This window comes from Virgibacillus flavescens, assembly GCF_050574275.1.
Classification (GTDB): Bacteria; Bacillota; Bacilli; order Bacillales; family Amphibacillaceae; genus Virgibacillus_F; species Virgibacillus_F flavescens.
Window position 1 is genome coordinate 1,730,672 of record NZ_CP192260.1, and the last position, 23,883, is coordinate 1,754,554.

21 protein-coding genes, 1 tRNA gene and 1 other RNA gene are annotated in these 23,883 nt (G+C 38.8%); 13 read left to right on the forward strand and 10 right to left on the reverse strand.

The features are described from left to right. Positions 1-12: 12 nt before the first annotated feature. The 5 genes from VBD025_RS08165 to ssrA all read left to right on the forward strand — a co-directional run bounded on the left by VBD025_RS08165 (position 13) and on the right by ssrA (position 5,215). On the forward strand, positions 13-759 hold the full coding sequence (locus VBD025_RS08165) for an alpha/beta hydrolase (RefSeq protein WP_430791080.1): 747 nt from the start codon (positions 13-15) through the stop codon (positions 757-759). A gap of 52 nt (positions 760-811) precedes the next feature. Beyond that, positions 812-3,052 carry a ribonuclease R gene (gene rnr, locus VBD025_RS08170; RefSeq protein ID WP_430791082.1) on the forward strand — a complete coding sequence of 747 codons (2,241 nt, stop codon included), beginning with the start codon at positions 812-814 and terminating at the stop codon, positions 3,050-3,052. A 249-nt stretch (positions 3,053-3,301) separates the two neighbouring features. Then, positions 3,302-4,111, forward strand: coding sequence for a zinc transporter ZupT (gene zupT, locus VBD025_RS08175; protein ID WP_430791084.1), 810 nt, complete (start codon positions 3,302-3,304; stop codon positions 4,109-4,111). 173 nt (positions 4,112-4,284) lie between these two features. Further along, positions 4,285-4,746 carry an SsrA-binding protein SmpB gene (gene smpB, locus VBD025_RS08180; RefSeq protein WP_430791086.1) on the forward strand — a complete coding sequence of 154 codons (462 nt, stop codon included), beginning with the start codon at positions 4,285-4,287 and terminating at the stop codon, positions 4,744-4,746. Between the two features lie 110 nt (positions 4,747-4,856). Then, positions 4,857-5,215: a transfer-messenger RNA gene (ssrA, locus tag VBD025_RS08185) on the forward strand. Between the two features lie 190 nt (positions 5,216-5,405). On the opposite strand, the gene VBD025_RS08190 is transcribed toward ssrA, so the two are convergent. Continuing rightward, the gene (locus VBD025_RS08190; protein ID WP_430791088.1) at positions 5,406-6,380 is read right to left on the reverse strand and encodes an NAD-dependent epimerase/dehydratase family protein; all 975 of its coding nucleotides are present in this window, start codon (positions 6,378-6,380) and stop codon (positions 5,406-5,408) included. Between the two features lie 74 nt (positions 6,381-6,454). Further along, the gene (locus VBD025_RS08195) at positions 6,455-8,041 is read right to left on the reverse strand and encodes a peptide chain release factor 3 (protein ID WP_430791090.1); all 1,587 of its coding nucleotides are present in this window, start codon (positions 8,039-8,041) and stop codon (positions 6,455-6,457) included. 322 nt (positions 8,042-8,363) lie between these two features. On the opposite strand from VBD025_RS08195, the gene VBD025_RS08200 reads away from it, so the two are divergent. Beyond that, positions 8,364-8,801, forward strand: a complete 438-nt coding sequence (locus VBD025_RS08200; protein WP_430791092.1) for a CBS domain-containing protein — start codon at positions 8,364-8,366, stop codon at positions 8,799-8,801. Between the two features lie 242 nt (positions 8,802-9,043). Then, positions 9,044-9,622, forward strand: coding sequence for a class I SAM-dependent methyltransferase (locus VBD025_RS08205; RefSeq protein WP_430791094.1), 579 nt, complete (start codon positions 9,044-9,046; stop codon positions 9,620-9,622). 362 nt (positions 9,623-9,984) lie between these two features. Here the strand turns inward: VBD025_RS08205 and VBD025_RS08210 are convergent, their stop codons facing one another. The 8 genes from VBD025_RS08210 to VBD025_RS08245 all read right to left on the reverse strand — a co-directional run bounded on the left by VBD025_RS08210 (position 9,985) and on the right by VBD025_RS08245 (position 16,991). Next, entirely contained in the window at positions 9,985-10,617 is a 633-nt protein-coding gene (locus VBD025_RS08210) for a polysaccharide deacetylase family protein (protein WP_430791096.1), read from the reverse strand. A 33-nt stretch (positions 10,618-10,650) separates the two neighbouring features. After that, the gene (gene phnC, locus VBD025_RS08215) at positions 10,651-11,415 is read right to left on the reverse strand and encodes a phosphonate ABC transporter ATP-binding protein (RefSeq protein WP_430791098.1); all 765 of its coding nucleotides are present in this window, start codon (positions 11,413-11,415) and stop codon (positions 10,651-10,653) included. Between the two features lie 13 nt (positions 11,416-11,428). Next, positions 11,429-12,184, reverse strand: a complete 756-nt coding sequence (gene phnE, locus VBD025_RS08220; RefSeq protein WP_430791100.1) for a phosphonate ABC transporter, permease protein PhnE — start codon at positions 12,182-12,184, stop codon at positions 11,429-11,431. Positions 12,185-12,195: 11 nt separating this feature from the next. After that, positions 12,196-13,104 (reverse strand): phosphate/phosphite/phosphonate ABC transporter substrate-binding protein, encoded by a 909-nt coding sequence (gene phnD, locus VBD025_RS08225; protein WP_430791102.1) that lies wholly within the window; start codon positions 13,102-13,104, stop codon positions 12,196-12,198. Positions 13,105-13,138: 34 nt separating this feature from the next. Continuing rightward, a complete protein-coding gene (locus VBD025_RS08230) occupies positions 13,139-14,041 on the reverse strand; it encodes an NAD-dependent epimerase/dehydratase family protein (RefSeq protein WP_430791104.1) in 903 nt (300 codons plus the stop codon). A gap of 117 nt (positions 14,042-14,158) precedes the next feature. Next, the gene (gene selD, locus VBD025_RS08235) at positions 14,159-15,193 is read right to left on the reverse strand and encodes a selenide, water dikinase SelD (RefSeq protein ID WP_430791324.1); all 1,035 of its coding nucleotides are present in this window, start codon (positions 15,191-15,193) and stop codon (positions 14,159-14,161) included. 48 nt (positions 15,194-15,241) lie between these two features. Beyond that, positions 15,242-16,237, reverse strand: coding sequence for a glycosyltransferase family 4 protein (locus tag VBD025_RS08240; protein ID WP_430791106.1), 996 nt, complete (start codon positions 16,235-16,237; stop codon positions 15,242-15,244). Between the two features lie 657 nt (positions 16,238-16,894). Beyond that, a tRNA-Sec gene (locus VBD025_RS08245) sits at positions 16,895-16,991 on the reverse strand. An 82-nt stretch (positions 16,992-17,073) separates the two neighbouring features. On the opposite strand from VBD025_RS08245, the gene selB reads away from it, so the two are divergent. The 6 genes from selB (at position 17,074) to VBD025_RS08275 (ending at position 23,737) form a co-directional block, all read left to right on the forward strand. Further along, positions 17,074-18,978 carry a selenocysteine-specific translation elongation factor gene (selB, locus tag VBD025_RS08250; protein WP_430791108.1) on the forward strand — a complete coding sequence of 635 codons (1,905 nt, stop codon included), beginning with the start codon at positions 17,074-17,076 and terminating at the stop codon, positions 18,976-18,978. After that, positions 18,971-20,404, forward strand: a complete 1,434-nt coding sequence (gene selA / locus VBD025_RS08255; RefSeq protein WP_430791110.1) for an L-seryl-tRNA(Sec) selenium transferase — start codon at positions 18,971-18,973, stop codon at positions 20,402-20,404. The genes selB and selA overlap by 8 nt, the downstream gene beginning before the upstream one ends. A 36-nt stretch (positions 20,405-20,440) precedes the next feature. Beyond that, entirely contained in the window at positions 20,441-21,460 is a 1,020-nt protein-coding gene (gene ltaE / locus VBD025_RS08260; protein WP_430791112.1) for a low-specificity L-threonine aldolase, read from the forward strand. A gap of 142 nt (positions 21,461-21,602) precedes the next feature. Next, a complete protein-coding gene (locus VBD025_RS08265) occupies positions 21,603-22,217 on the forward strand; it encodes a DedA family protein (protein ID WP_430791114.1) in 615 nt (204 codons plus the stop codon). Positions 22,218-22,238: 21 nt separating this feature from the next. Further along, positions 22,239-23,072, forward strand: coding sequence for an undecaprenyl-diphosphate phosphatase (locus tag VBD025_RS08270; protein ID WP_430791116.1), 834 nt, complete (start codon positions 22,239-22,241; stop codon positions 23,070-23,072). Positions 23,073-23,140: 68 nt separating this feature from the next. Further along, a complete protein-coding gene (locus VBD025_RS08275; protein ID WP_430791118.1) occupies positions 23,141-23,737 on the forward strand; it encodes a class I SAM-dependent methyltransferase in 597 nt (198 codons plus the stop codon). The last annotated feature ends 146 nt before the right edge of the window (positions 23,738-23,883 follow it).

Sequence of the window (23,883 nt, forward strand, 5' to 3'; positions counted from 1 at the left end):
AGAATAATGAAAATGAAAATAAAAGAACCGAAAGAATTTACGTTTGAATCAGGTAAACGAGCAGTATTACTGCTGCATGGTTTTACAGGTCATACTGCAGATGTTCGTATGCTTGGCAGATACCTGGAAAAACAGGGGTACACCTGTCATGCTCCAATTTATAGAGGTCACGGCAAGCCACCGGAGGAACTGATCGAAGCAACACCTGAACAGTGGTGGGCAGACGTGAATGATGCCTATAACCATTTGAGTGAGTTAGGATATAAAGAAATTGCTGTAGTCGGGTTATCGCTTGGTGGAGTTCTTGGTTTAAAATTAGCATATTCTGAGAAAATAAAAGGTGTCATACCAATGTGTGCTCCCATGTTCTTCGATAATGAAAAGCAGTTAACAAAAGGCTTTGAATCTTTCTCAAAAGAATATAAGCAGCTGGAAGGAAAGAACAGTGATACAATAGAAGAAGAAATTAACAGCTTAATGGAAAATTCCTCATCCATGTTCGAACAATTAGGCGAACTGATAAAAGAGGTAAAAGCTGAGGTCGATACAATTTATGCACCTGCATTTGTTGTTCAGGCAGAAAAGGATGAGATGATTAATACCAAGAGTGCCACATATATTTACGAAAATATTGAGGCAGACATGAAAGACATCAAATGGTATGAAGAATCTGGCCACGTAATAACCCTGGATAAGGAAAAAGATAAACTGCATGAAGATATTTTTAACTTTCTGGAAAAACTGGACTGGGAAGATTAATATTATAAATTGGTAAATTAGGGTAACAATACAAGAGAAGGAAGGTGAACGTATGGCAGATAATATGATAGAAACATTACAAAATTATTTTAAAGAAAATAATGAAAAGCCATTGGCCGTAGATGAATTAAAAGAAGCGTTGGATATTCAGGATTCAGAAGAGTTTAAAGTTCTGGTTAAATCATTGAATGAGCTGGAAGAAATGGGCGAATTGGTTCGCACAAGAAAAGATAGGTTCGGCTTACCGGAAAAGATGAATTTAGTAAAAGGCAGGATTCAAATGCATGCGAAAGGATTTGCCTTTTTAATTCCTGAAAGCGAAGAACAAACGGATGTTTACATTCATCACTCAGATCTTGCTTCAGCAATGAATAATGATACCGTATTAGTTCGTTTGGAAAAGAAGGACGACGCGGATAATCGTCCAGAAGGTACAGTGATTCGCATTATAGAGCGCGCAGTACATCAAGTTGTTGGCACGTATGAGGACAACCGGTCATTCGGATTTGTTATTGCAGATGATAAACGAATTCCAAATGATATATTTGTACCTAAAAGTGCTACAAAGGGTGCTGTCAGCGGTCATAAAGTTATCGCTACGATAACCAAATACCCAGAAGGCAGAAAAAGTGCTGAAGGAGAAATAACAGAAATTCTCGGTCATAAAAATGACCCTGGAATTGATATTATTTCAATCATATATAAGCACGGAATAACGATTGATTTTCCTGAGGAAGTACTGAAGCAGGCAGAGAACACGCCTGAAACAATTAATGAAAATGAAATTAAAAACCGTAAAGACCTGCGTGATGAAGTAATGGTAACGATCGATGGCGCAGATGCAAAGGATCTTGACGACGCTGTTTCCGTAAAGACACTTGATAACGGTAATTACCAGCTTGGTGTATATATTGCCGACGTCAGTTATTACATGGACGAAGATTCACCAATGGACAAAGAAGCTTTTGACCGTGGGACAAGCGTTTACTTAGTTGACCGAGTTATTCCGATGATACCGCATCGTCTGTCTAATGGTATTTGTTCATTAAATCCACAGGTCGACAGACTGACACTTGGTTGTCAGATGGAAATAAACAAACATGGTGAAGTTGTAAATCATTCGATTTTTCAAAGTGTGATTAAAACAAATGAACGTATGACTTATGATGATGTAAATAAAATTCTAGTCGATAAAGATGAAGATGTTCGAAGCAGGTATGAACCGCTTGTTCCAATGTTTGAATCAATGGAAAAATTAGCATCGATTCTTCGCCATAAACGGGCGAAACGTGGTGCTATTGACTTTGATTTTAAAGAAGCAAAGGTCTTAGTGGATGATGCTGGTAAAGCGACGGATGTTGTCATTCGTGAACGCGGAGTTGCTGAGCGACTAATTGAAGAGTTTATGCTTGCAGCAAACGAAACAGTTGCTGAACATTTCCATTGGATGGACGTACCTTTTATTCATAGAATTCATGAAGATCCAAACGAATCAAAGCTGCAGCATTTCTTTGAATTCATTGGTGGACTTGGATATAAAGTAAAAGGCACCGCTAATGAAATTCACCCGCAGGCACTGCAAAAGATAGTTGATGAGGTAAAAGGAACACCAGAAGAAATGATCATTTCGAAATTAATGCTTCGTTCTATGCAACAGGCGAAATATGATCCTAACAGTGTTGGACATTTTGGCTTAGCAACTGAGTTTTATACCCACTTCACTTCACCAATTAGAAGGTATCCTGATTTAATCGTACATCGATTAATTCGTACCTATTTAATTGACAAGAAAATGGATCAGAAAACGATTCAAAAGTGGAAAGAAAGAATGCCGGAAATTGCACGGCATACATCTGGAAAAGAACGTACTGCTGTTGACGCAGAACGGGAAACAGATGATCTAAAGAAAGCGGAGTACATGGTTGATAAAGTAGGTGAAGTCTTCTCTGGAGTTATTAGCTCTGTTACAAACTTCGGGCTATTTGTGGAACTGGAAAATACAGTAGAAGGACTTGTCCACGTTAGTCAGCTTACAGATGACTATTACCATTACGACCAACGCAACTATGCAATGATTGGAGAACGAACTGGTAATGTATATCGTATTGGTGACGCTGTAGAGGTTCGAGTTATTGCAGTGAATACCGATGAGCGTGTAGTTGATTTTGAAATGGTAAGCGGTTCGACTAAAAAACGCAAGACTCCTAATAAGGCTAGTAACAATGGCAATGGCGGAGTAAATAATGCGAATAAAAACAAAAACAAGAAAAAGAAAAAAAACAGATCCAGATAAATTTGTTCCTAACTATGGGATAAGACTAATTCGGCTCAGTAGCACTGAGTTTCGAATTAGTCTTTTTTGCATAGAGTATAGGTGTGGAAAACGATTGTGCTTGTTTAGGAAGAGCAATGTTTGAATAACTCGAAAAAAAATTCGTAAAAAGATTGCAATTTGTTTGTATATAGCATAATGTATAACTACATATAAAAATGTTTCCTTAGGGAAACAATAATAAGCATGTACAACAAAGGAGAATGAACTATGTCAGAAGAAGTTATTCTTGCCTTTCTTTTCACGCTATTTGCGGGATTAGCAACGGGGATTGGAAGTATATTAGCATTTTTTACAAAAACAACAAATACAAAATTTTTATCATTTTCATTAGGGTTTTCGGCAGGTGTGATGATATATGTATCCATGATTGAAATTTTCGTAAAAGCACAAACCGCCTTAGTAGGCGATCTAGGAAAAGTTGAAGGAAGCTGGGTAACGGTAGGGTCATTTTTTGGTGGAATCTTTCTAATAGCACTAATTGATCGATTCGTGCCAAAACAATCAAACCCACATGAACTGAAAAAAGTAGAAGAAATGAGAGCAAATGGCAGTAAGATTCAGAGTGATGAATTATTGAAAATGGGAACGTTCACAGCACTGGCGATTGGTATACACAATTTCCCGGAAGGAATCGCAACATTCACTGCAACGCTGCAAAATCCGGAAATCGGATTTGCAATAGCTGTAGCGATCGCGATTCACAATATACCAGAAGGAATTGCCGTGTCCGTACCAATTTACTATGCAACAAATGATAAGAAAAAAGCATTCAAACTATCGTTTTTGTCGGGACTTTCTGAGCCAGTAGGAGCGATACTTGCCTTTTTAATTCTTATGCCATTTTTAACGGACGTATTGTTTGGTATTATATTTGCTTCGGTAGCAGGTATTATGGTATTTATTTCACTTGACGAACTTCTCCCTGCTGCTAAAAAATATGATGAGGCACATACATCCATTTATGGCCTTGTCGGTGGTATGGCATTAATGGCGATCAGCTTGCTTCTATTCATCTAGGCTGATAAGAAAGTATAAATCCTTTCTTACTGCATAAGTGCAACTAAGGCTTTCGCCATTAAGGCTTGGCGATAAGCCAAGTTTTCTAAAAGCAGGTTCACGCCTGTTTTGATTGGAATAATACGGAATCTTTGATAAAATATATGGCACGGACAGTAGTAGGAGGAAGCACTATGCCAAAAGGATTTGGAAAAACACTAGCACAAAATAAAAAAGCATCACATGATTATTTTATTGAAGAAACGTATGAAGCAGGTATTGTTCTACAAGGGACGGAGATAAAATCCATCCGTGCCGGCCGTGTGAACATTAAAGATTCCCATGCACGTATCAATAATGGGGAAGCAACTTTAATAAACCTGCATATCTCTACGTATGAACAAGGGAATAGGTTTAATCATGATCCGACCAGAACAAGGAAATTACTTTTACATCGAAAAGAAATTGATAAATTAATCGGCGTGACGCAGCAGCAGGGTTATGCGTTAGTACCGTTAAAAATTTATATCAAAAATGGTTATGCAAAAGTACTGATTGGTGTAGGTCGAGGTAAGAAAAAGTATGACAAACGAGAAGATCTGAAACAGAAGCAAATGAAACGTGATATTGATCGTGCTATTAAGGATCGTGAGTAGGTAAAACTGCGAGCGGTTGCGATTAGTCGGTAATTATGCTATAATTACTGTTGTTGCACAAAGCATACAATTTAATAATGCTCAATTTTCTTCCGAGCGTTTCTCTTAATGGGGACGTTTAGGATTCGACAGGGATAGATTGAGCTCAGGTGGCGCGTCGAGGTTACGGCTCGTAAAACGTTACACGCCTATAATTGGCAAAAATAATCAACCTGCTTTAGCAGCTGCGTAAGTAGTTCTAAAGCGATCCTTCCTGCATTCGCCCGTGATGCAGATCGAAGGGTCTCAAATGAAGCGGGCTACACTGCTATCCACCGTCTGCGGATAGTAGTTGAAACTAATCAGACTAGCTACTTTGAAGCCTGTTGGTAGGTCAAAAAGTCAGTGAAATATAATATACCAACTATGCGCGTAGAAGCCTGAGTGGCGATGTCCTTGGACGTGGGTTCGATTCCCACCGTCTCCACCAATACATATGTTGGTGGTTTTTTTATGTAGTTGCGTTACTTTAATTTTCTAATTGGTAAGCCAAGTTGTTGGGGAACAAAACAACTTGGCTTTTTGATGTACTACTATTGCACAATCTAGGTGATTTATAAAATTTCATTCTAAAAAAGAGGGCATATCCGAATACAGGATATGCCCTGCTTAATCACAACTTACTTAGTCACGTGCTTTAGAACCAAACGCTCTTTCTCTTTATTCAATCCAGCAGACCAGCTCCCTGTATGTTCTTCAAGGGACCAGTTAAGTGTATCCATGATTGTTTCATCCATTGGCCGGAAGTGTAATCCTGCCTTTACTGCCTTATCTACGTTCACTTCCAGCATCCCGTTCATGTTTAAACTATCTGGAATCCATAATGGTAAATCCATCCAAGGCTCAACTTCATTTTCAAGCAATACTCCTTCATCTATCCAGTGAAGTTTCGTGTTATCAGGTGAAAGTGTACGGTGACATTTATTTAGAAACTTTCTATAACTCAGCCTTTCATTCGGTCCGGTTGCATTATATATACCTGTTAGATCCTGCTCAACAGCATTCACTACCCACATCGCTAAGTCACGTACATCAATAAATTGAATAGGGGTTTCCTGGCTGATATTCGGCACAACAATATCTCCACCCTGGTGCATTCTCCATGGCCAGTATGTAAAACGGTCAGTTGGATCATTTGGACCGACAATAAGTCCAGGCCGGATAATAAGATTGTTGGAAAATTCATTTGTTACAATCTGTTCAGCTGTAGCTTTATTGCTGGCGTAGCCACCCTGATTCAGGTCATGGAGTTCGTCGGATTCGTATACTGGTCCTTTACTTAAATCTTTATACGCACTAATACTCGAGATGAAAACATATTTACTGCACTTCTGCTTTAATTGACTAACCGAGCGCTTTACATCTTCAGGTTCTCTCCCTGATGTATCAATAACGACATCCCAGAAGCTAGAAAGTAACGTGATATCTTCTGTTTGGCGATCTCCAGCAATATGCGTGACCCCATCCGTATCTTTCAAAAAATCAGGATTGGTTTTTCCGCGATTAAACAAAGTAATTTCCATTCCATTCTTTAATGCTTCTGCCGCGATATGACGGCCTAAAAATTCAGTTCCACCTAAGATCAACATCTTCATCTGATTTCCCCCCCTTGAATGATTAATATAAAAATACCACAGATTCGTGAAAACACGAAACTGTGGTATCCTTTTTAATACTCTTGATCATACTTATTTACTTCCAGCAAATCGATCAGCTCGATATCTGGATTTTTGTCTTCAAACCAGCGAAGTGCAAAATCGTTTCTGAATAATACAATATAGTTTCCTTCTCGGTCTCGAACCAGGATGTTCTGTTCATCAAAAAGGGACTCTTTGACTTGTTCTGCCTTCAACCAGCGTGGAACTTTTTCGCCTATTGATTCTAACAGAACTTCAACATTGTATTCGTTCTTCATGCGGTATTTGAATACTTCATACTGCAGTTCACCAACTGCGCCTAGTATGAATGATTCAGTGCGGTGTCGATAATACAATTGGATTGCGCCTTCTTGTACTAACTGCTCGATACCTTTTCTGTATTGTTTGGATTTCATCACGTTTTGTGCTGTTACTTTTTTAAATATTTCCGGTGGAAACTGCGGTAACTCTTCATATTCGAAGTCATCTTTTCCTGCAATTAAGGTATCACCAATCTGATATGCGTTTGGATCGTATATACCAATAATGTCACCAGCATAAGCTTCCTCTACAGTATCGCGGGATGAGGCGACGAATTGCTGGGATTGAGCAAGTTTGATTTCCTTATTGTTTCTTGCCAGTTTCACACTCATTCCACGCTCGAATTTGCCAGAGCATACCCGTAAAAATGCAACTCTGTCACGATGAGCGGGGTTCATATTGGCTTGAATTTTAAAAACAAATCCCGAAAAATCCGGGTTATCCGGTTGTATGGCTCCACCAGTCGATTTTCTTGGAGTTGGTGCAGGTGCCATCGAAATAAATGTATCAAAGAAAGTCTGAAGACCAAATGGTGCTAAAGCACTTCCGAAAAATACCGGGGTCTGTTTTCCGGCTAAAACCGTATCGATAGAAAAAGAATCGCCAGCCTCTTCCAGTAACGAAAGTTCATCTTCCGCTATTTGATATTCTTCCTGTGATCTTAGATCGTTATATTCCGGCTTTTTCAATTCAGCATAAGGAATAAATATTTCTTCTTCATTTCCATTATATTGAACAAATTGTTTTTCGTGGCGATCAAATATTCCGAGGAATCGTTTTCCCATTCCAACGGGCCAGTTCATCGGATACGTTTCAATATCCAGAACCTGTTCGATTTCTTCCAATAGATCGAGTGGTTCACGACCTTCCCGGTCCATTTTGTTAATAAACGTAAAGATAGGAATTCCGCGCATGCGACAAACCTTAAAAAGCTTGATGGTTTGAGCTTCGATTCCTTTTGTTCCGTCTATAATCATAACTACACTGTCTACTGCTGTTAACGTGCGGTACGTATCCTCACTGAAGTCTTCATGACCAGGTGTGTCCAGAATATTTACCTGAAAACCGTCGTATGGAAAGTTCATAACACTTGATGTAACGGAAATACCACGCTGTTTTTCAATTTCCATCCAATCGGAAGTAGCAAATTTACCGGATTTCTTTCCTTTCACCGTTCCTGCTGAGCGGATTAAGTTACCCAACAATAGCAATCGTTCCGTTAAAGTTGTTTTTCCAGCATCGGGATGCGAAATAATCGCAAACGTTTTTCTCTTTTTCACTTCGTCTTTTATACTCATAAAAAAATCCCTTCCGTTCTATAGTTTTTAATTAGTTAATGAATTAGGGATTTTTACATTGGGATAATTCTCCTTTAGTGGCAGATAAGAAAAGTATAAATCCTTTCTTACTGTATTAATGTAACTAGGACCCTCACCATAAAGTATTGATGATAAGCCAAGTCTTCTAATTTTTGCGTATACATTCAAAACATAGCACGAACTGAGGAATGAAGTCAACGGACATATGCCTAAATGAAGTGAGTGGAAATTTGGGAAAATCTCTCAATCATAATATTTGTCTTGTTAACAAATCCTATAAGGTGAAAAGGAGGGTTATGTCATGACACAACAATTAAGAAGCTATATGACACCAAACGTATATACAGTTAATGAGACACAAACAGTGCAGGAAGCCGCTGCAATTATGAGCGACCATAATATTGGAGCAATTCCAGTTACAAACAATAATGGTCAATTGGTGGGAATTTTGACAGACCGCGATATTACGTTACGCACAACAGCACAGGGTGAAGCCGCTCAAACCCCTATAACACAAGTTATGACTGCACAGCAGGTTGTGCAGGGAACTCCTGAAATGGATGTACATGAAGCAGCACAGCTAATGGCAAATCAACAAATTCGCCGTTTGCCAGTTGTAGAAAATGGACAAATTGTTGGGATGGTTGCTTTAGGTGATCTGGCTAGTGATGCACAGCTTAGTAATGAAGCCGAAGAAGCGCTTTCCAGTATTTCAAAGCCTTCAGGGCCACAGAAATAAGTTCTATAATTATACGCTAAAAACGTCAATCAATGATGATTGGCGTTTTCTCTTTAACAGGTAAGATAGTATAAATCCTTTCGTACTGTATAAGTGCAACTAAGGCTTGGCAATAAGCCAAGTTTTCTAATATGAATTAGTATTGGCCAACTTCCGCATATGATATAATTTTAATATAAATAAAAATTAAGCGGTGAACAAAAATGCTAAAGGATACAGGCGAGAGAGTTATTCCCGAAAAAATGAAAATAACAAATGAACTGTTGCTGGAGCATATAGCCAGATATCACTTTGCAACTGATTTTGTAAATGGACGGGTACTCGATTTTGCGAGTGGTTCTGGATATGGCAGCCACATAATAGCCAAAAAATGCAAGAAAGCAGTAAGTGAAATTATTGGAATGGATAACAGTGCTGAAGCTGTAGATTATGCCAGCAGCACCTACTATCATCCGCTTACTACATTCTTGCAGGAAGATGTAACGGCAACAGACTTAGCTGAGAGATTCGGTCAATTCGATACGATAATCAGTTTTGAAACGATCGAACATATTTCTGATGAAAAACAGTTTTTATCGAACATCTATCGTTTATTAAAACCTAACGGAACTTTAATAATGTCAACTCCTTTTGGTAAAGGAAGAGCGGTACCTAGCGGCTATCCATTCCATGTTCACCAATTGACACGAAATGAATTTAAAGAGTTATTTGTCGACTACCAGACGGCGAACATGTATTTTCAAAAAGGTGTATTAATAAAACCAGCAGATTTCAATGATGAAACATATTACCCTTTGGGAATAGCAGTATGTCAAAAATAAATGCATAGTAAACGCAGTGGAAAAGATACTATCTTTTACCACAACTGTTAGAAAACTGACATCTGGAAAAAGTGGTGGATATTAAAAAAGTATCTTTTCATCTAAATCTAGCATCTTCGAATATACGGAGACTCCTGCGGGAAGTAAGAGATCGGCGAGACCCCGGAGGACGTAGTCCGAGGAGACTCGACACTCGCCCGCGGAAAGCGAAGTATATTCGATGATGCGATGATAGTTCTGCCTATTTGTACTATAGTTAACTTTTCACCTAGTTAAGAAGAACAGTGTATCGCATCGTTTCCACTACTGGTTATGCTCTCTTACCTATTAAATAAAAAAGGACGAAACGTATAGATAAATTTCTATACGTTTCGTCCTTTTATTTTAAGCTTGCTAAACCCATACCCTTTGTCTCTAATAGCTTGTATTAAAGCAGGCAGCACCTCTAAGGTTTGTGTTAGCTCGTGAAGCAGAATGATTGCACCATCCTCAAGGTTATCAGTTACATATGTGACGATTTGATTAGGATCATCTTTCAGTTCCCAATCCATCGAAGCTAATCGCCATAGAACAGGAGTTACGTTCAGTGCCTCTGCTGCTTTTATTGTATCCTTATTGTACTGACCATAAGGTGGCCGGAAATATTCTAATTTAGTTCCAGTGATTTCTTCAATCTTACGAATACTATTTCTAATATCCTGGTATTGTTTTTCATACGTCAGTGCAGCCAGGTTCCGATGTTTGGTAGAATGAGTACCAATCTGGTGACCTTCATCCAGTAACCTTTTCCATGGTCTCGCTGGATATATTAGCTTTGACTGCCAAAAGAATACAGCCTGAATTTCTTCTTTCTTTAGCACATCTAATATCGATGGAAGCAATCGGCTAGGGCCATCATCAAAGGTTAGAACAACAGATTTTTGGCTGTTTGTATGTGATGTTGTAATGATGCTTGAATTGGAAGAGTCGTACACGACCCTTGAACAATCGACCACTCAGGGAGTTCTTGTCAAAACGATCACCTCATATTATGATGTTTTTTCAGCTGGATTTGCCGGCGAAATATACGTTTTATCATATTCTTGATCATCGAAGTATTCAGGTTTCCCGTCAAAGATAACTATACCGTCTTTTAGTGCCAGTATTCGCGTCGCGTATCGCTTAGCCAGTTCGACATCATGTACATTTATAATTGTAAGTAATTCATGACGTTTGTGCATTTCTGTCAGCAAATTAAAGATGTGAATAGAAGTTCCTGGATCCAGACTTGAGACAGGTTCATCGCCCAGTATTAATTTTGGCTGCTGTAAAATGGAGCGAGCAATGCCAACTCGTTGCTTTTGACCACCACTTAATCGTTCGACACGGCGATCAATTAGCTCTGATAGCCCGACATCTGCAATTACTTGCTTGGCTCTATTTATTTCATCAGTATTAAACCATCCAATAAGATTTTTGAAAGTAGTCCGATACCCAAACATTCCAGTTAAAACATTTTGCAAAACAGAAAGCCTGGGAACTAAGTTAAAATGCTGGAAAATCATCCCCATCTCTTTACGAACATTTCTTAATTGTTCCTCATTCATTTGGGATAAACGAACCGATCCCCATATTATTTCTCCATCAGTAGGCTTATGCAGTCCATTAATACATCGCACTAATGTTGATTTTCCAGCACCACTTTTACCTAATATACAAACGAATTCGCCTTGATTAAATGACAAGTTAATATCTGATAGTGAATCAATTGTGTTGCCGGTATATCGAACAGTCAAATTTTTAAGCTCTAGCAAATGAGACCCCACCTTAAATTACCTTTTTACGAACATAGCTGCCAAATAAGTCGATAGCTATAACCATTACCATAATAATCAGCACATCCAGAGATACAGAAGAATATTGGAATGTTTTAAAGTCGTTAAACAGTCGTTGCCCAATTCCTCCACCGCCAATAAACCCAAGGATAAGGGAGGTGCGAACTGCAACTTCAAATCGATAGAAATAACTGGATAATACATTTGGCCAAATTTGAGGAAGAATACTAAATAAGTTAGCAAACCACTTCTTCGCACCTACAGCTTGAATAGCCTCTTGTGGTCCGGAATCTGACGCTTCTATTAATTCCGCAATTAACTTTCCTAATACACCTATGTTGTGAAACATTATTGCTAATACTGCAGGAAATGGCCCAAGACCAAGCGTTGTCAGCAATATTAGTCCAAAAACGATTTCCGGAATAGACCGGACAAAGCTTAAAGTAAACCTGGATAGATGGTATAGAAATTTAAAAGGTGCAGTGTTCCAGGCCGCTAAAAAACTGACAGGTATAGCTATGATTAAACCAATAAAACTTCCTAAAAAAGCCATTGCAAGTGTTAGTAAACTATCCTTGAGTATATCAGGAAGATTTGAGGTCTCCATTGGGAACCATCGAGATAGGAAATCGATCATATTGCGAAAATCTTTAAACTTGGATAAATCAAATTCTGTAAGTCTCATACTTATAAAAATGAATAGTGTTAACAGAATGACTGTTACTATATTACGACGCTTAAACCACACTTAAATCAGCCCTATTCTTCAATGATTCCTTGTTTAATTGCAGCTTTTCTGATGAATTCGTAATCCTTATTGCTGGCTTTTGTAAATCCAGTTGCTCCGAATGCATTTAAAATATCTTTATCTTCAATGGAAAGGAATGCTTCCTGCAGCTTTTTAATGGTTTTTTTATCCGTATCTTTATGAACTGCCCACGGATACTGGAATAACTTATCTGATTCCCAAATTACTTTCAGCTGCTCTTTATCTATCTTACCTGATTCAATTAGCTGGTTATATATTGCACTGTCAATTGCACCTGCGTCTACCTGCTTATTTTGTACAGCTAACGCTGTGGCATCATGCGAACCTGTGAATCTGACCGAATTAAACGCATAGTCATTTTCTGATTTATAAACGCCTCTTTCTTCAAGCTCTATACTTGGAATTAGTGATCCTGAAGTAGAGCTTGGATCACCAAAAGCAAAGTCAATTTCTTCAGGTTTAGCTAGCAGGTCTTCAAGTGAATCCCATTGATTATCTTTATGAGTGATGATATAAGAGTGGTAAAAAGGTTCTCCATCGATTAATTGAGTAATGATTGCCTTAGCACCACTTTCCTCATGTGCTACGACATAGGTTAGCGGACCAAAGTATGCCATATCAATTTTATCGTAATTCATTGCTTCGACTACACCATTATAGTCCGGGTAAACTTCAACAGCGACTTCCCGGTCTAATTTCTCCGTTAAAATAGTTTGTAATTCATTCATTGCCTGCTCAATAGCACCTTCCGTTTGGGCCGGGATTACGCCTATAGTAAATGGTTTCGCTTCTTCTTTATCAGATGGTGATTCATTGCTTGTTTCCTCATTTGTACCACCACAAGCAGTTAATAAAAGTGTAATGGTTACTGTAATAAGTAAATAAAGATATTTTTTCAAATTGCTCACCTCGTATAGTTGTATTTTTGATTGATTAAAAATGGGAGAAGGTGGATCGCAATCCTTCTTCCAGCGGATATGTAACCTTCCATTTCAATTGCTTAAGTGCTTGTCCGTTATCAAGATAGCTGTTTTTAATTTCCCCTGTTCTTCCATCCTGATACGCAGGTGCTAAGGACGTACCTAAGTGGGAGTTTAATAAAGCTACTAGTTCATTTATACTAGTAGACGTATTCGTACTAATGTTAAAGATTTTATTCTTTCCTTGATGAATTGCAGCTACTGTAGCTGCTGCAACATCTTTCACATAAATATAGTCTCTGGTTTGGGTGCCGTCATCGTAAACAACAGGAGGCTGATTATTCTTCATCCGATTTAAAAAAATGGATACGACATCGTTCGCTTGTTCAAGGTTTGACGTTTGACCATAAACATTGGAATACCTTAATACAGTATAGTTTATCTTGTGTAATTCTGAAAAAGATTTAACGTATTTTTCAGCAGAAAGCTTAGATATTCCATAAAACGAAACTGGCTCCAATGGATGTGCTTCGTCTAACCCCAAATAAACTGGCTCTCCATAGACAGCTGCAGAAGAAGCAAATATTATCTTTTTCACATGATGTCTTTTACAATTGTTAAGAATATTAATGGTACCTAAGATATTTGTATCTGCGTCTGATTTAGGATCGTCTAGTGACCTGTTTACATCAACCTGAGCAGCAAGATGAATAACTATATCGGGTTTTTCTAACTTGAATATTTCATCCGTTTCTTCTGTAATGTCTAAAGAATGGCAACTGACTTTTCCCCAAGTACTCCCATGTAATTGACTGCAATTGTAGTCTAAGATAGCAACATCATAATTTTCAGCTGTTAATTCAGCTACTATATGTCTTCCAATAAATCCAGCGCCGCCCGTAACAAGTACTTTCAATAGGCTTAATCCCTTCTATGACTTTAACTTTTTAGTAGTCTGTTGTCTATTAATCGAATAAATAAGTTACCAATAGTAACTCTCTTTAGTTAAAACAAGGGCTCTAGGTGAGCCCTCTTAAATAACTGATATTCGACCTGAATTCTCAGTTGTTACTTCGCCGATAATAGCAGCGTCTACTTTATTCTTTTTTAATTTATGCTGTAATGAATCTGCTTCAGCAGCAGGAACTGAAATCAACAGTCCGCCAGATGTAACAGCATCACATAAGATAAGCTGATCAATTTCACTAATGCTTGCATCATAGTCAATTCGGCCATCGAGCCATTTATGATTCTTTTTCGTTCCACCTGGTATAACGTTCTTTTCAGCAAGTTCTTTTGTTCCGGAAAGCACTGGAACGTTTTTACTGTTAATCGTGATACCGACATTACTGCCTTCAGCAATTTCAAGGGTATGCCCAAGCAAACCAAATCCGGTTACATCTGTACAGGCATTTACCGTGTAATCTTCCATTGATTCGGCTGCATACTTATTCAATGTAGCCATTACATTCATTACATTTTCCAAATCATCTTTCGAAAGTAAATCCTGCTTAATTGCTGTTGTTAGAATTCCAACGCCAATTGGTTTGGTTAGAATCAGTCGATCACCAGGTTGTGCGCCAACATTTGCACGAATCCGGTCAGGATGTATCGTTCCAGTGACAGATAAACCGAATTTCGGTTCTTCGTCATCGATAGAGTGACCACCGACCAGCGTTGCACCGGATTCAGCTATTTTATCAGCAGCACCTGCGAGAATCTCAGCAAGTATACTTTTATCTAATGTATTTATTGGAAATCCAACAATGTTCATAGCTGTAATCGGCTTTCCACCCATTGCGTAAACGTCGCTCAGAGAATTAGCAGCACCAATCTGACCGAACATATAGGGATCGTCAACAATTGGAGTGAAGAAGTCAAGCGTTTGAACTAATGCAATATCATCACTTATTTTATACACACCGGCATCATCCGATGTATCCAGTCCGACAAGCAAATTCGGGTCGGGAACTGTCTTAGGTAAATGACGCAGAACCTGCGCCAGGTCTTCAGGACCAATTTTGCATCCTCAGCCACCTTTTGTAGATAAAGAAGTTAATTTAATGATTTCTTCTTTCTTTGACAATTATCTCACCCCTCAATCTAAAACTTGAACTTATTTCAAGGCTTCTCTGTAAATCTCCATCAATTTATTTGCTTCATAGCTGCTGGAATGATTTTCAGAAATGTACCTTTTTGCTGAATCGCTTATTTTCTTTCTTATTGTGATATTATTCATGATTTTTTCTGCATAATCAAGAAATTGGTCTGGATTGTCATAAACAAACCCTGTGATACCGTGTTCAACGATGTTACGGTTTCCCTGGTTGCCTGATACTAACACTGGCAAACCATATCCCATTCCTTCCAGAATAGCAGAAGACTGACCCTCAGAGTGTGAACTATTGAGAATCGTATCTGTCTGCTGGAAAATTGCTCCCATATCAGCATGGTCGACTTGCCCTAAATAGGCTATCCAATCACTGTTTTCTTTAACAAGATTTTTAACAGTGTTTCCTTCTTCTTCCTCAATAATTGGACCTACAAGCCATAGACGAATCATGGGATATTTAGTATGCAGATTTCGTAGCATTTCAATTGCACCAGGGATATTTTTCACCTTTCTAATTCCAGCAGGTAATGTATACAAAAAAGTATTTGATTCTTTAGCAGGGTTAAACGAATTTTGATGAAAATCGCCAGTACCCTGATGAATGACTGCTATTTTAGATTCTAAATCCGGTACTTCGTTCAATAAAGTCATTTTTGCTTTTTTGTCAAAAACATGAATTGCTTTAGCTTCTCTCAAACAGGTCAGTACTGTTGCTCGCTTATCTTCGTTAAATAGGTCGTGATTTAAATCGGTACCGGTTAAGGTGATTACATAATTATCAACTGATATATTCCATTTTTCTTTAAATGTATAGAAATGATAAGCGTGAAATCCGTGGACAATATCTGCTTTTGGAAATGTGGTTATTGGTGTATCATCCGTTGAAGATACAATTTCTGATTGGATTCCTAATTTTTCAAGCCCTTCAGCAATTCGCAGTACGGTAATCGTATTTCCTCTTGGCTGGTGAAAATTAGGTGTTACTAACAGAACCTTCAATACTTCTCATCCTTTAGAATTAATAGTAGTATAGAGTAAAATAATTGACTATCTTACGTAGCTATTTATGTATCTTCAATAATTTGTATTGATTGATAAATGATACTTGAAGCAAATCACAAATGTTCTTCTAGAAACGGTTATTATTACGTAATTGATACAAACTGTCCAGTAACGCATAACTTTTTAAATGGAAATTGTTACGTTACATTTATTAGCCGTTGAAAAAGTTACGCGAAATACGGAGTAAGTGGATCTGCGATCGCATCATCGAATTCACTTCGCTTTCCGCGGGCACGGCTTCAGTCTCCTCGAGAAACCCACTCTGCGGGGTCTTCAGACTCGTGCTGTTCCCGCAGGAGTCTCGTGAATTCGATGATGCTAGGTTGAGGTTAAATAAATAATTTTAACATCTACCTCTTTTTCAGTAGTTTGGGTGTGGACCATATAACGCTATATCATCCATACTACGACAAGTGATTGGAACGGATGACAGTCGACTTCTGCGGGAGGCTCACCACCGCCCTAAGGTGCGCGACTGCCATCCGTGGAAATCACGCCGCTGTTATAACGTAGTTTATTTTCGGAGCAATGTAGTTATTTCACAGTGTATACTTTGTATCATTTATTTTAGGATTGAATAAATAAAGCGTAATTTGGCGGGACTGTGTGGGAATCGAACCCACCGAACCTGGCACGCAGGTCCCTCAGGGTTTTGAAGACCCAGGGGAACACCAGTCACCCAACCAGCCCCATTATATATAGTAACTACTCGATTATATACGCAAGAAGAGTTTTACCTCAAGTAAAAGACAACAAGGTTCAAAGGAAAGCGGGTGTATACGTTGGAACTATCCTATTACACAATTGGCATGGCAGGACATATTGATCATGGCAAAACGTCATTAACAAAAGCCTTAACCACTATCGATACAGATCGATTAAAGGAAGAGAAAGAAAGAAACATTTCAATTGAATTGGGTTTTGCTCCACTGAAGTTGAAAGATGATGTTCGTGTTTCTATCGTAGACGTTCCTGGGCATGAACGGTTTATTCGTCAAATGATTGCTGGTGTAGCCGGAATTGACTTGGTTATGCTGGTTGTTGCTGCTGATGAAGGGGTTATGCCACAGACTAAAGAGCACATTGAAATTCTGGAGTTTCTTGGAATTGAACGCTGTATTGTTGTAGTTACAAAGGTTGACAAAGTAGATAAGGAATTAATGGAGTTTGTAGAAGCTGAAATAAAGGAAGAACTGACAGATTCAGGTTACCGTAATTCCCCTTTTGTATATGTTAATAGTATAAGTGGGGAAGGAATCGAGAAGGTAAAAGAATTAATTTTCACGGAGTTAGTAACGGTGAAAAAGCGTAATGCTGGCGGATCATTTCGTTTGCCAATCGACCACGTATTTACCCTTCAGGGGCATGGAACAATTGTCAGAGGCACGATTTATGAAGGTATGGTACAAAAAGGGAGCGAGTTATCCATTTTACCTGAGGGCCTAAAAGTAAAAGCCCGGCAAATTCAGGTCCATCAGGAAAGCGTGAAACAAGCGAATGCTGGACAGCGAGCAGCAATTAATCTTAGCAGTGTGAACAAAGAACAGATAAAACGTGGAGATGTACTGGTTGATTCAAACCATTTCCTGATTTCAGACACAGTAGATGTTACCTTGAAATTTGTCAATGAGCTGGCAGCTCCGATTAAACAACGAGCACCAGTGCGAATATATATCGGCACGTCAGAAGTTTCAGGAAAGATTATATTTTATGATAGAAATGCTGTAAAGGATGGCGGTGAGGAAGTACTGTGCCAAATCAAATTGGAAGAAGCGGTGGTAGTCCGGCGCGGGGACCGCTTTATTTTAAGAAGGCCCACTCCTGTTGAAACACTTGGGGGTGGCTGGATTATTCAGCCAAATGGCAGTAACTATCGTTTCGGTGATGACACAATCAGGATGCTGCAAAACAAGAAAGCTGGTTCACCGGAAGATCTTATACAGGATGCACTATCCAAGCAAAAAATCATGGACAGGAAACAGCTTATTCAGATGAGCTCAGTTGATGGAAACGAAGCCGACAACGTGATTGAATCTTTGTTGAGGAATGAAGTGATGGTGGAAGTATCTCACAACAATTTTGTTCTGGTAACCACACTATCAGCGCTGCAAAAAAAAATCACATCCATTTTGCAACGTTATCATGAAGACTATACGATGCGCGTGGGAATGGATAAGGCGGAACTCGTTCAGTTCGTGAGCAGTAGTTATCCGAACACTGTCATCGAGTACTGTTTAACGGATTTAGTAAATCAAACTACTTTATTTAAATCTAATCAGTTTCTTGCCATTGCATCATTTCAGCCAGCCATGCCAAGCGAGTGGAAAAAAAGAATGAGTGAACTTCTTACGGCATTAGAGGAAGATGGGAGTACGCCAAAAAGATGGGATGAATATGTTGAACTTGCTGGACTTCCTCAGGCTGAGGCAGTCGAATTAAAACGATACGTCATTATGATGAAACAAGTTTATCCATTAACAGATGAAATTCTGATTCATCGAACAGGTTTTCAACGAATGTTGGGCAAACTTAAGAAAGAAACGAAAGACACGTTTAAATTAAAAGAAGCAAAGGAAGCTTTAGGTATTTCAAGAAAGTATTTAATTCCTTTCCTTGATTTATTGGATGAATTAAACGTGACGGTTCGTCATGATGAGGAGCGAAAGTGGAATGAGTGAACGGAAGGATACGGAGGCTGGAAAAATGAGACAATTACTTCGGGAAATGCCAGCGATACATGAAATACAAAATACGGAACGCTACAGGAAATTACGTAGTTCCGAAAGAATTTCCGATAACCTGCTTAGGAAATTGGTTCGGGAATCCACTAATTATGTGCGAGACAAAATCCTCAACGGGGACATCGAATCAAACCAGTGTACGGAGCAAGCATTTTTACAGATGATTTTAAGTGACTTAGAGGAAAAGACACAAGCATTTTTGAAAAGTCGTTTAACTAACCTGATTAATGGTACTGGAACCGTGCTGCATACAAATTTAGGCAGGTCGAGACTTAGTGAACAAGCGGTTAACCATGTCGTTGAAGTCGCAGCGGGCTACTCCAACCTGGAATTTGAAATAGCGGAGGGCAAGCGTGGATCGAGACACGACATCGTGGAAAATTTGTTGAAAGAGACTACTGGTGCTGAAGCGGCAATGGTGGTGAATAACAATGCAGCGGCGGTATTTCTTATTTTAAGGGCACTTGCTAAGGAAAAAGAAGTGATTGTTTCCAGAGGTCAGCTTGTTGAAATTGGTGGTTCCTTTCGTATTTCTTCTATAATGGAAGAAAGCGGTGCAAATCTTGTTGAAGTGGGGACAACCAATAAGACGCACTTATTTGATTACGAAAATGCAGTTAATGAGAATACCTCAATGATTTTAAAGGTTCATACAAGCAATTTTAAAACGATTGGTTTTACGGAAGCTGTTGGGATTAATGACCTTGTACATATAAAAAATCAGAATCCGCACGTTATCGTTTATGAAGATTTAGGAAGCGGTTCGTTGTATGATTTTCAGGGAATTGGAATCGGGGATGAGCCAATTGTCAGCGGTATAATCGAATCAGGTGTTGATCTGGTTTCATTCAGTGGTGATAAGTTGCTGGGTGGGCCACAGGCAGGGATTATCGCTGGAAAAAAAGAACTTATTGAAAAGCTGAAAAGCCATCAATTGGCAAGAGTGCTTCGTGTTGATAAGATGACGCTCGCAGCGCTTGAAGAAACACTGAAAATATACCTTTCTGATGAGCAGACGCTCGATAAACTTCCCACTATACGGGATATTAAGAAAAAAGTAGAAGTGATACGGGCACAGGCTGAAAGCTTTAGAGACCAAATAATAGATTTATCTTACGAGATAAGTGTAGAGGATGGGATTTCACAAGTTGGTGGGGGAACTATGCCTGACGTTGAGCTTCCAACAAGTGTTGCTGCAATTTCCCATAACCGATTTACAGCTGAGGAATTGGCTGCGAATCTGCGCAAAGGAACACCACCAATAATTACACGGGTGAGAGATAATAAAGTAGTCGTTGACTTTCGGACGATAACCGATGAGGAAATGGCACTAGTAATAGAACGTTTCAGATATATTGGGTAACGGATAATTACAATTAAAACGAAAGGGACGGATAAAATGATAGATCTGCGAAGTGATACGGTAACAAAACCAACAACTGAAATGAGACAAGCTGCGTTTGATGCTGAAGTAGGAGATGACGTATACAACGAGGATCCGACACTTACAAAACTGGAAGAATTAGCAGCTGCTAAACTTGGGAAAGAAGCTGCGTTGTTTGTACCGAGTGGAACACAAGGAAATCAAATAGCGGTATTAACACATTGTTTGCCAGGTCAGGAGATAATTTTAGAGGCAGAATCGCACATCTTTTATTATGAAGGTGCATCTATTTCTGCGTTTGCTGGTGTGCAGCCAAGAACGATTAAAGGGACAATGGGAGAGATGGATCCTGATCAAGTTAAGGCAGCGATACGGGAAGATGATATTCATATGCCGGAAACCGGACTTATTTGTTTAGAGAATACGCATAACCGTTCAGGTGGAGCAATCGTTTCATTGGAAAATATGAAAAAGATTTACACGATTGCGCGTGAAGAAAATATTCCTGTACATTTAGATGGCGCAAGATTGTTTAACGCTGCAGTAGCAACTGGAATAGATATTAAGGAATTTGCTTCTGCGACCGATACTGTTCAGTTTTGTTTATCAAAAGGATTAGGAGCTCCTGTCGGTTCCATTATCGCTGGTAATGGTGAATTTATTAATAAAGCGAGAAAGTGGCGCAAACGATTAGGCGGAGGGCTAAGGCAAGCTGGAATCATTGCTGCTCCGGGAATAGTAGCCTTAACAACAATGGTAGAGCGATTGGCTGACGATCACGAAAATGCGAAAGTGCTTGCAGCAGGATTACAGGAGATACAAGGATTATCTGTTGAAAATAATGTTGATACAAATATCGTACTGATAAATACGAAAGAGGCAGGATTAACTTCAGCAGAATTTTTAGGAAAGCTTAAGACAGATGGGATCCTTGGAGTTTCTTTTGGACCACATACCGTTCGATTTACAACCCATTTCGATGTGTCCCGACAACAGATTAATAGTGTCATAGATAAAGTAAGTAAGCTAATCTAGTTTATTTATTGAATTAAGATATATTTACTCATTTATTTTCACCGGATATAGTTTATAATGTTAATTTGATGTAATTTTAGTACATGGTCAAGCATTTACTAATTATAGAAGTGAAAGCATAGATGATCATGGAGGTAAAGGTATGTATAATTGGGTAACGGATGTTATGGAGCAATTTGGATACATTGGTATATTTCTTATGATGGCACTGGAGAACTTATTTCCGCCAATTCCATCTGAAATTGTTCTGCCATTTGGCGGTTTTTTAACTACCGACTCACATCTGACTGTATTCGGTGTTATTTTAGCCGCAACTGCAGGTTCTGTATTAGGGGCCATCGTGCTCTACGGAATTGGGCTGTTAATTGATGTAGAACGTTTGGAAAAAATAATCGATCGGTACGGCCACATTCTTCGTATAAAAAAGGAAGATGTTCGCAAAGCTGATGACTGGTTCGATAGATATGGATATTGGACGGTGCTTTTCTGCAGAATGATTCCGCTGATTCGAAGTTTAATCTCTATCCCAGCTGGAATGTCCAATATGAAATTTTGGCTGTTCCTACTGTTCACTACTGTGGGGACGCTTGTGTGGAATATCATATTAGTGACGGTAGGAGCGGCATTAGGCGAATCGTGGAAGGATATTCTTACATTTATGGATATCTATTCGACAGTCGCGTACATCCTTCTTGCAACTGGCGTCGTATTACTCGTTCTTCTATACATACGCAGGGTGGTAAAAAGAAAAAAATGATAATGTAAGGAGTTTAGATTAATGGATATCATGGAATTAGTAAAAGCTATTATTCTCGGAATAGTTGAAGGCCTTACAGAGTTTGCTCCCGTTTCCTCTACTGGTCATATGATAATAGTTGATGATTTGTGGCTGAAATCTAAGGAATTCTTAGGATCAGAAGATGTCGCAAATACGTTTAAGGTTGTAATTCAGCTCGGTTCAATATTGGCGGTAGTAGTTGTTTTTAAAGATCGTTTTATAGATTTATTAGGATTAAGAAAAAAGAAAAAGAATAGTCCAACTGGTGAGGGACGTTTGAAACTGAGTCAAGTGATTGTTGGCTTAATACCAGCTGGAATATTGGGTCTATTATTTGATGATTATATTGATGAGAACCTATTCTCAACAGAAACAGTGTTAATTGGTCTGTTGATTGGTTCTGTCCTGATGATCTGCGCAGATGTTTTTTCGCCCAAAAACCCTCGTGTGACAACAGTGGATCAGATTACGTACAGGCAGGCATTTACTGTCGGTCTAATCCAATGTTTTTCATTATGGCCAGGATTTTCAAGATCCGGTGCAACCATTTCAGGCGGTGTGCTAATCGGAATGAATCACCGAACAGCAGCTGACTTTACGTTTATTATGGCGGTGCCAATTATGGCAGGTGCTAGTGCGGTCTCTTTATTAGGGAACTGGCAGTACTTTACAATGGATGCTTTACCATTTTTTATTGTTGGATTTATTAGTGCGTTTGTCTTCGCCTTAATCACAATAAAGTTTTTCCTGAAAATAATTGAAGATGTTAAATTGATCCCTTTTGCAATCTATCGAATTGTACTGGTTGCTGTCATATACTTGGTTTTCTTTTAACATACAATACTTACAGAAAACTAGTACCTATGGTGCTGGTTTTCTGATTTTTAAAGGATGATGCATGTATGGGAAAATGGTTTCCAGCAATTTATGATGCAGCAATGAAGCCGCTTGAGCGGAATCGGTTTCGGATAATACGAGATGAACTTATAAGTAAAACACATGGAAGCGTACTGGAAGTTGGTTCAGGTTCCGGGGTGAATTTTTCACATTATAAATATGTTAGCCGGGTCGACGCGATAGAACCAAATCCGGAAATGGTCAAACGCTCGGAAAAGTATAGTAGTAAATCGAATGTTCCGATTCAAATACATCAGGCAAAAGCGGAATCCCTTCCATTTCAGGATAATACGTTTGATTCAGTTGTTGCTACACTCGTGTTCTGTACTATTCCGGACCCCGTTCTGGCACTGAAAGAAATCAAACGAGTCAGTAAGCCTGGCGCAACTGTTTTGTTTTTTGAACATGTGAAAATGGAACAGAAATTTCTTGGGAAAGTGCAGGAAGTATTTACACCTTTATGGAGTAAGCTCTGTGATGGCTGTCATCTGAATCGTGATACATTAGAACGGATACAGCATTCAGGAATGAAAATTACAAGAGTGGATTCCTATTACAGAGGACTTTTTTTGAAAATAGAAGCTACCATAAATAAAGCGTGAGTAAACTGCAAGATACAGATTGTTCTCTGATAGAGAGCAATCTGTTTTTTTTGTGCTCGGTATACGCCTCAGGTCTTAGTAAAAGATATGGCTCTGGCTCATTACCGAGAATTCTCTCCACCGGTATGATGAATATAAGATAAAGA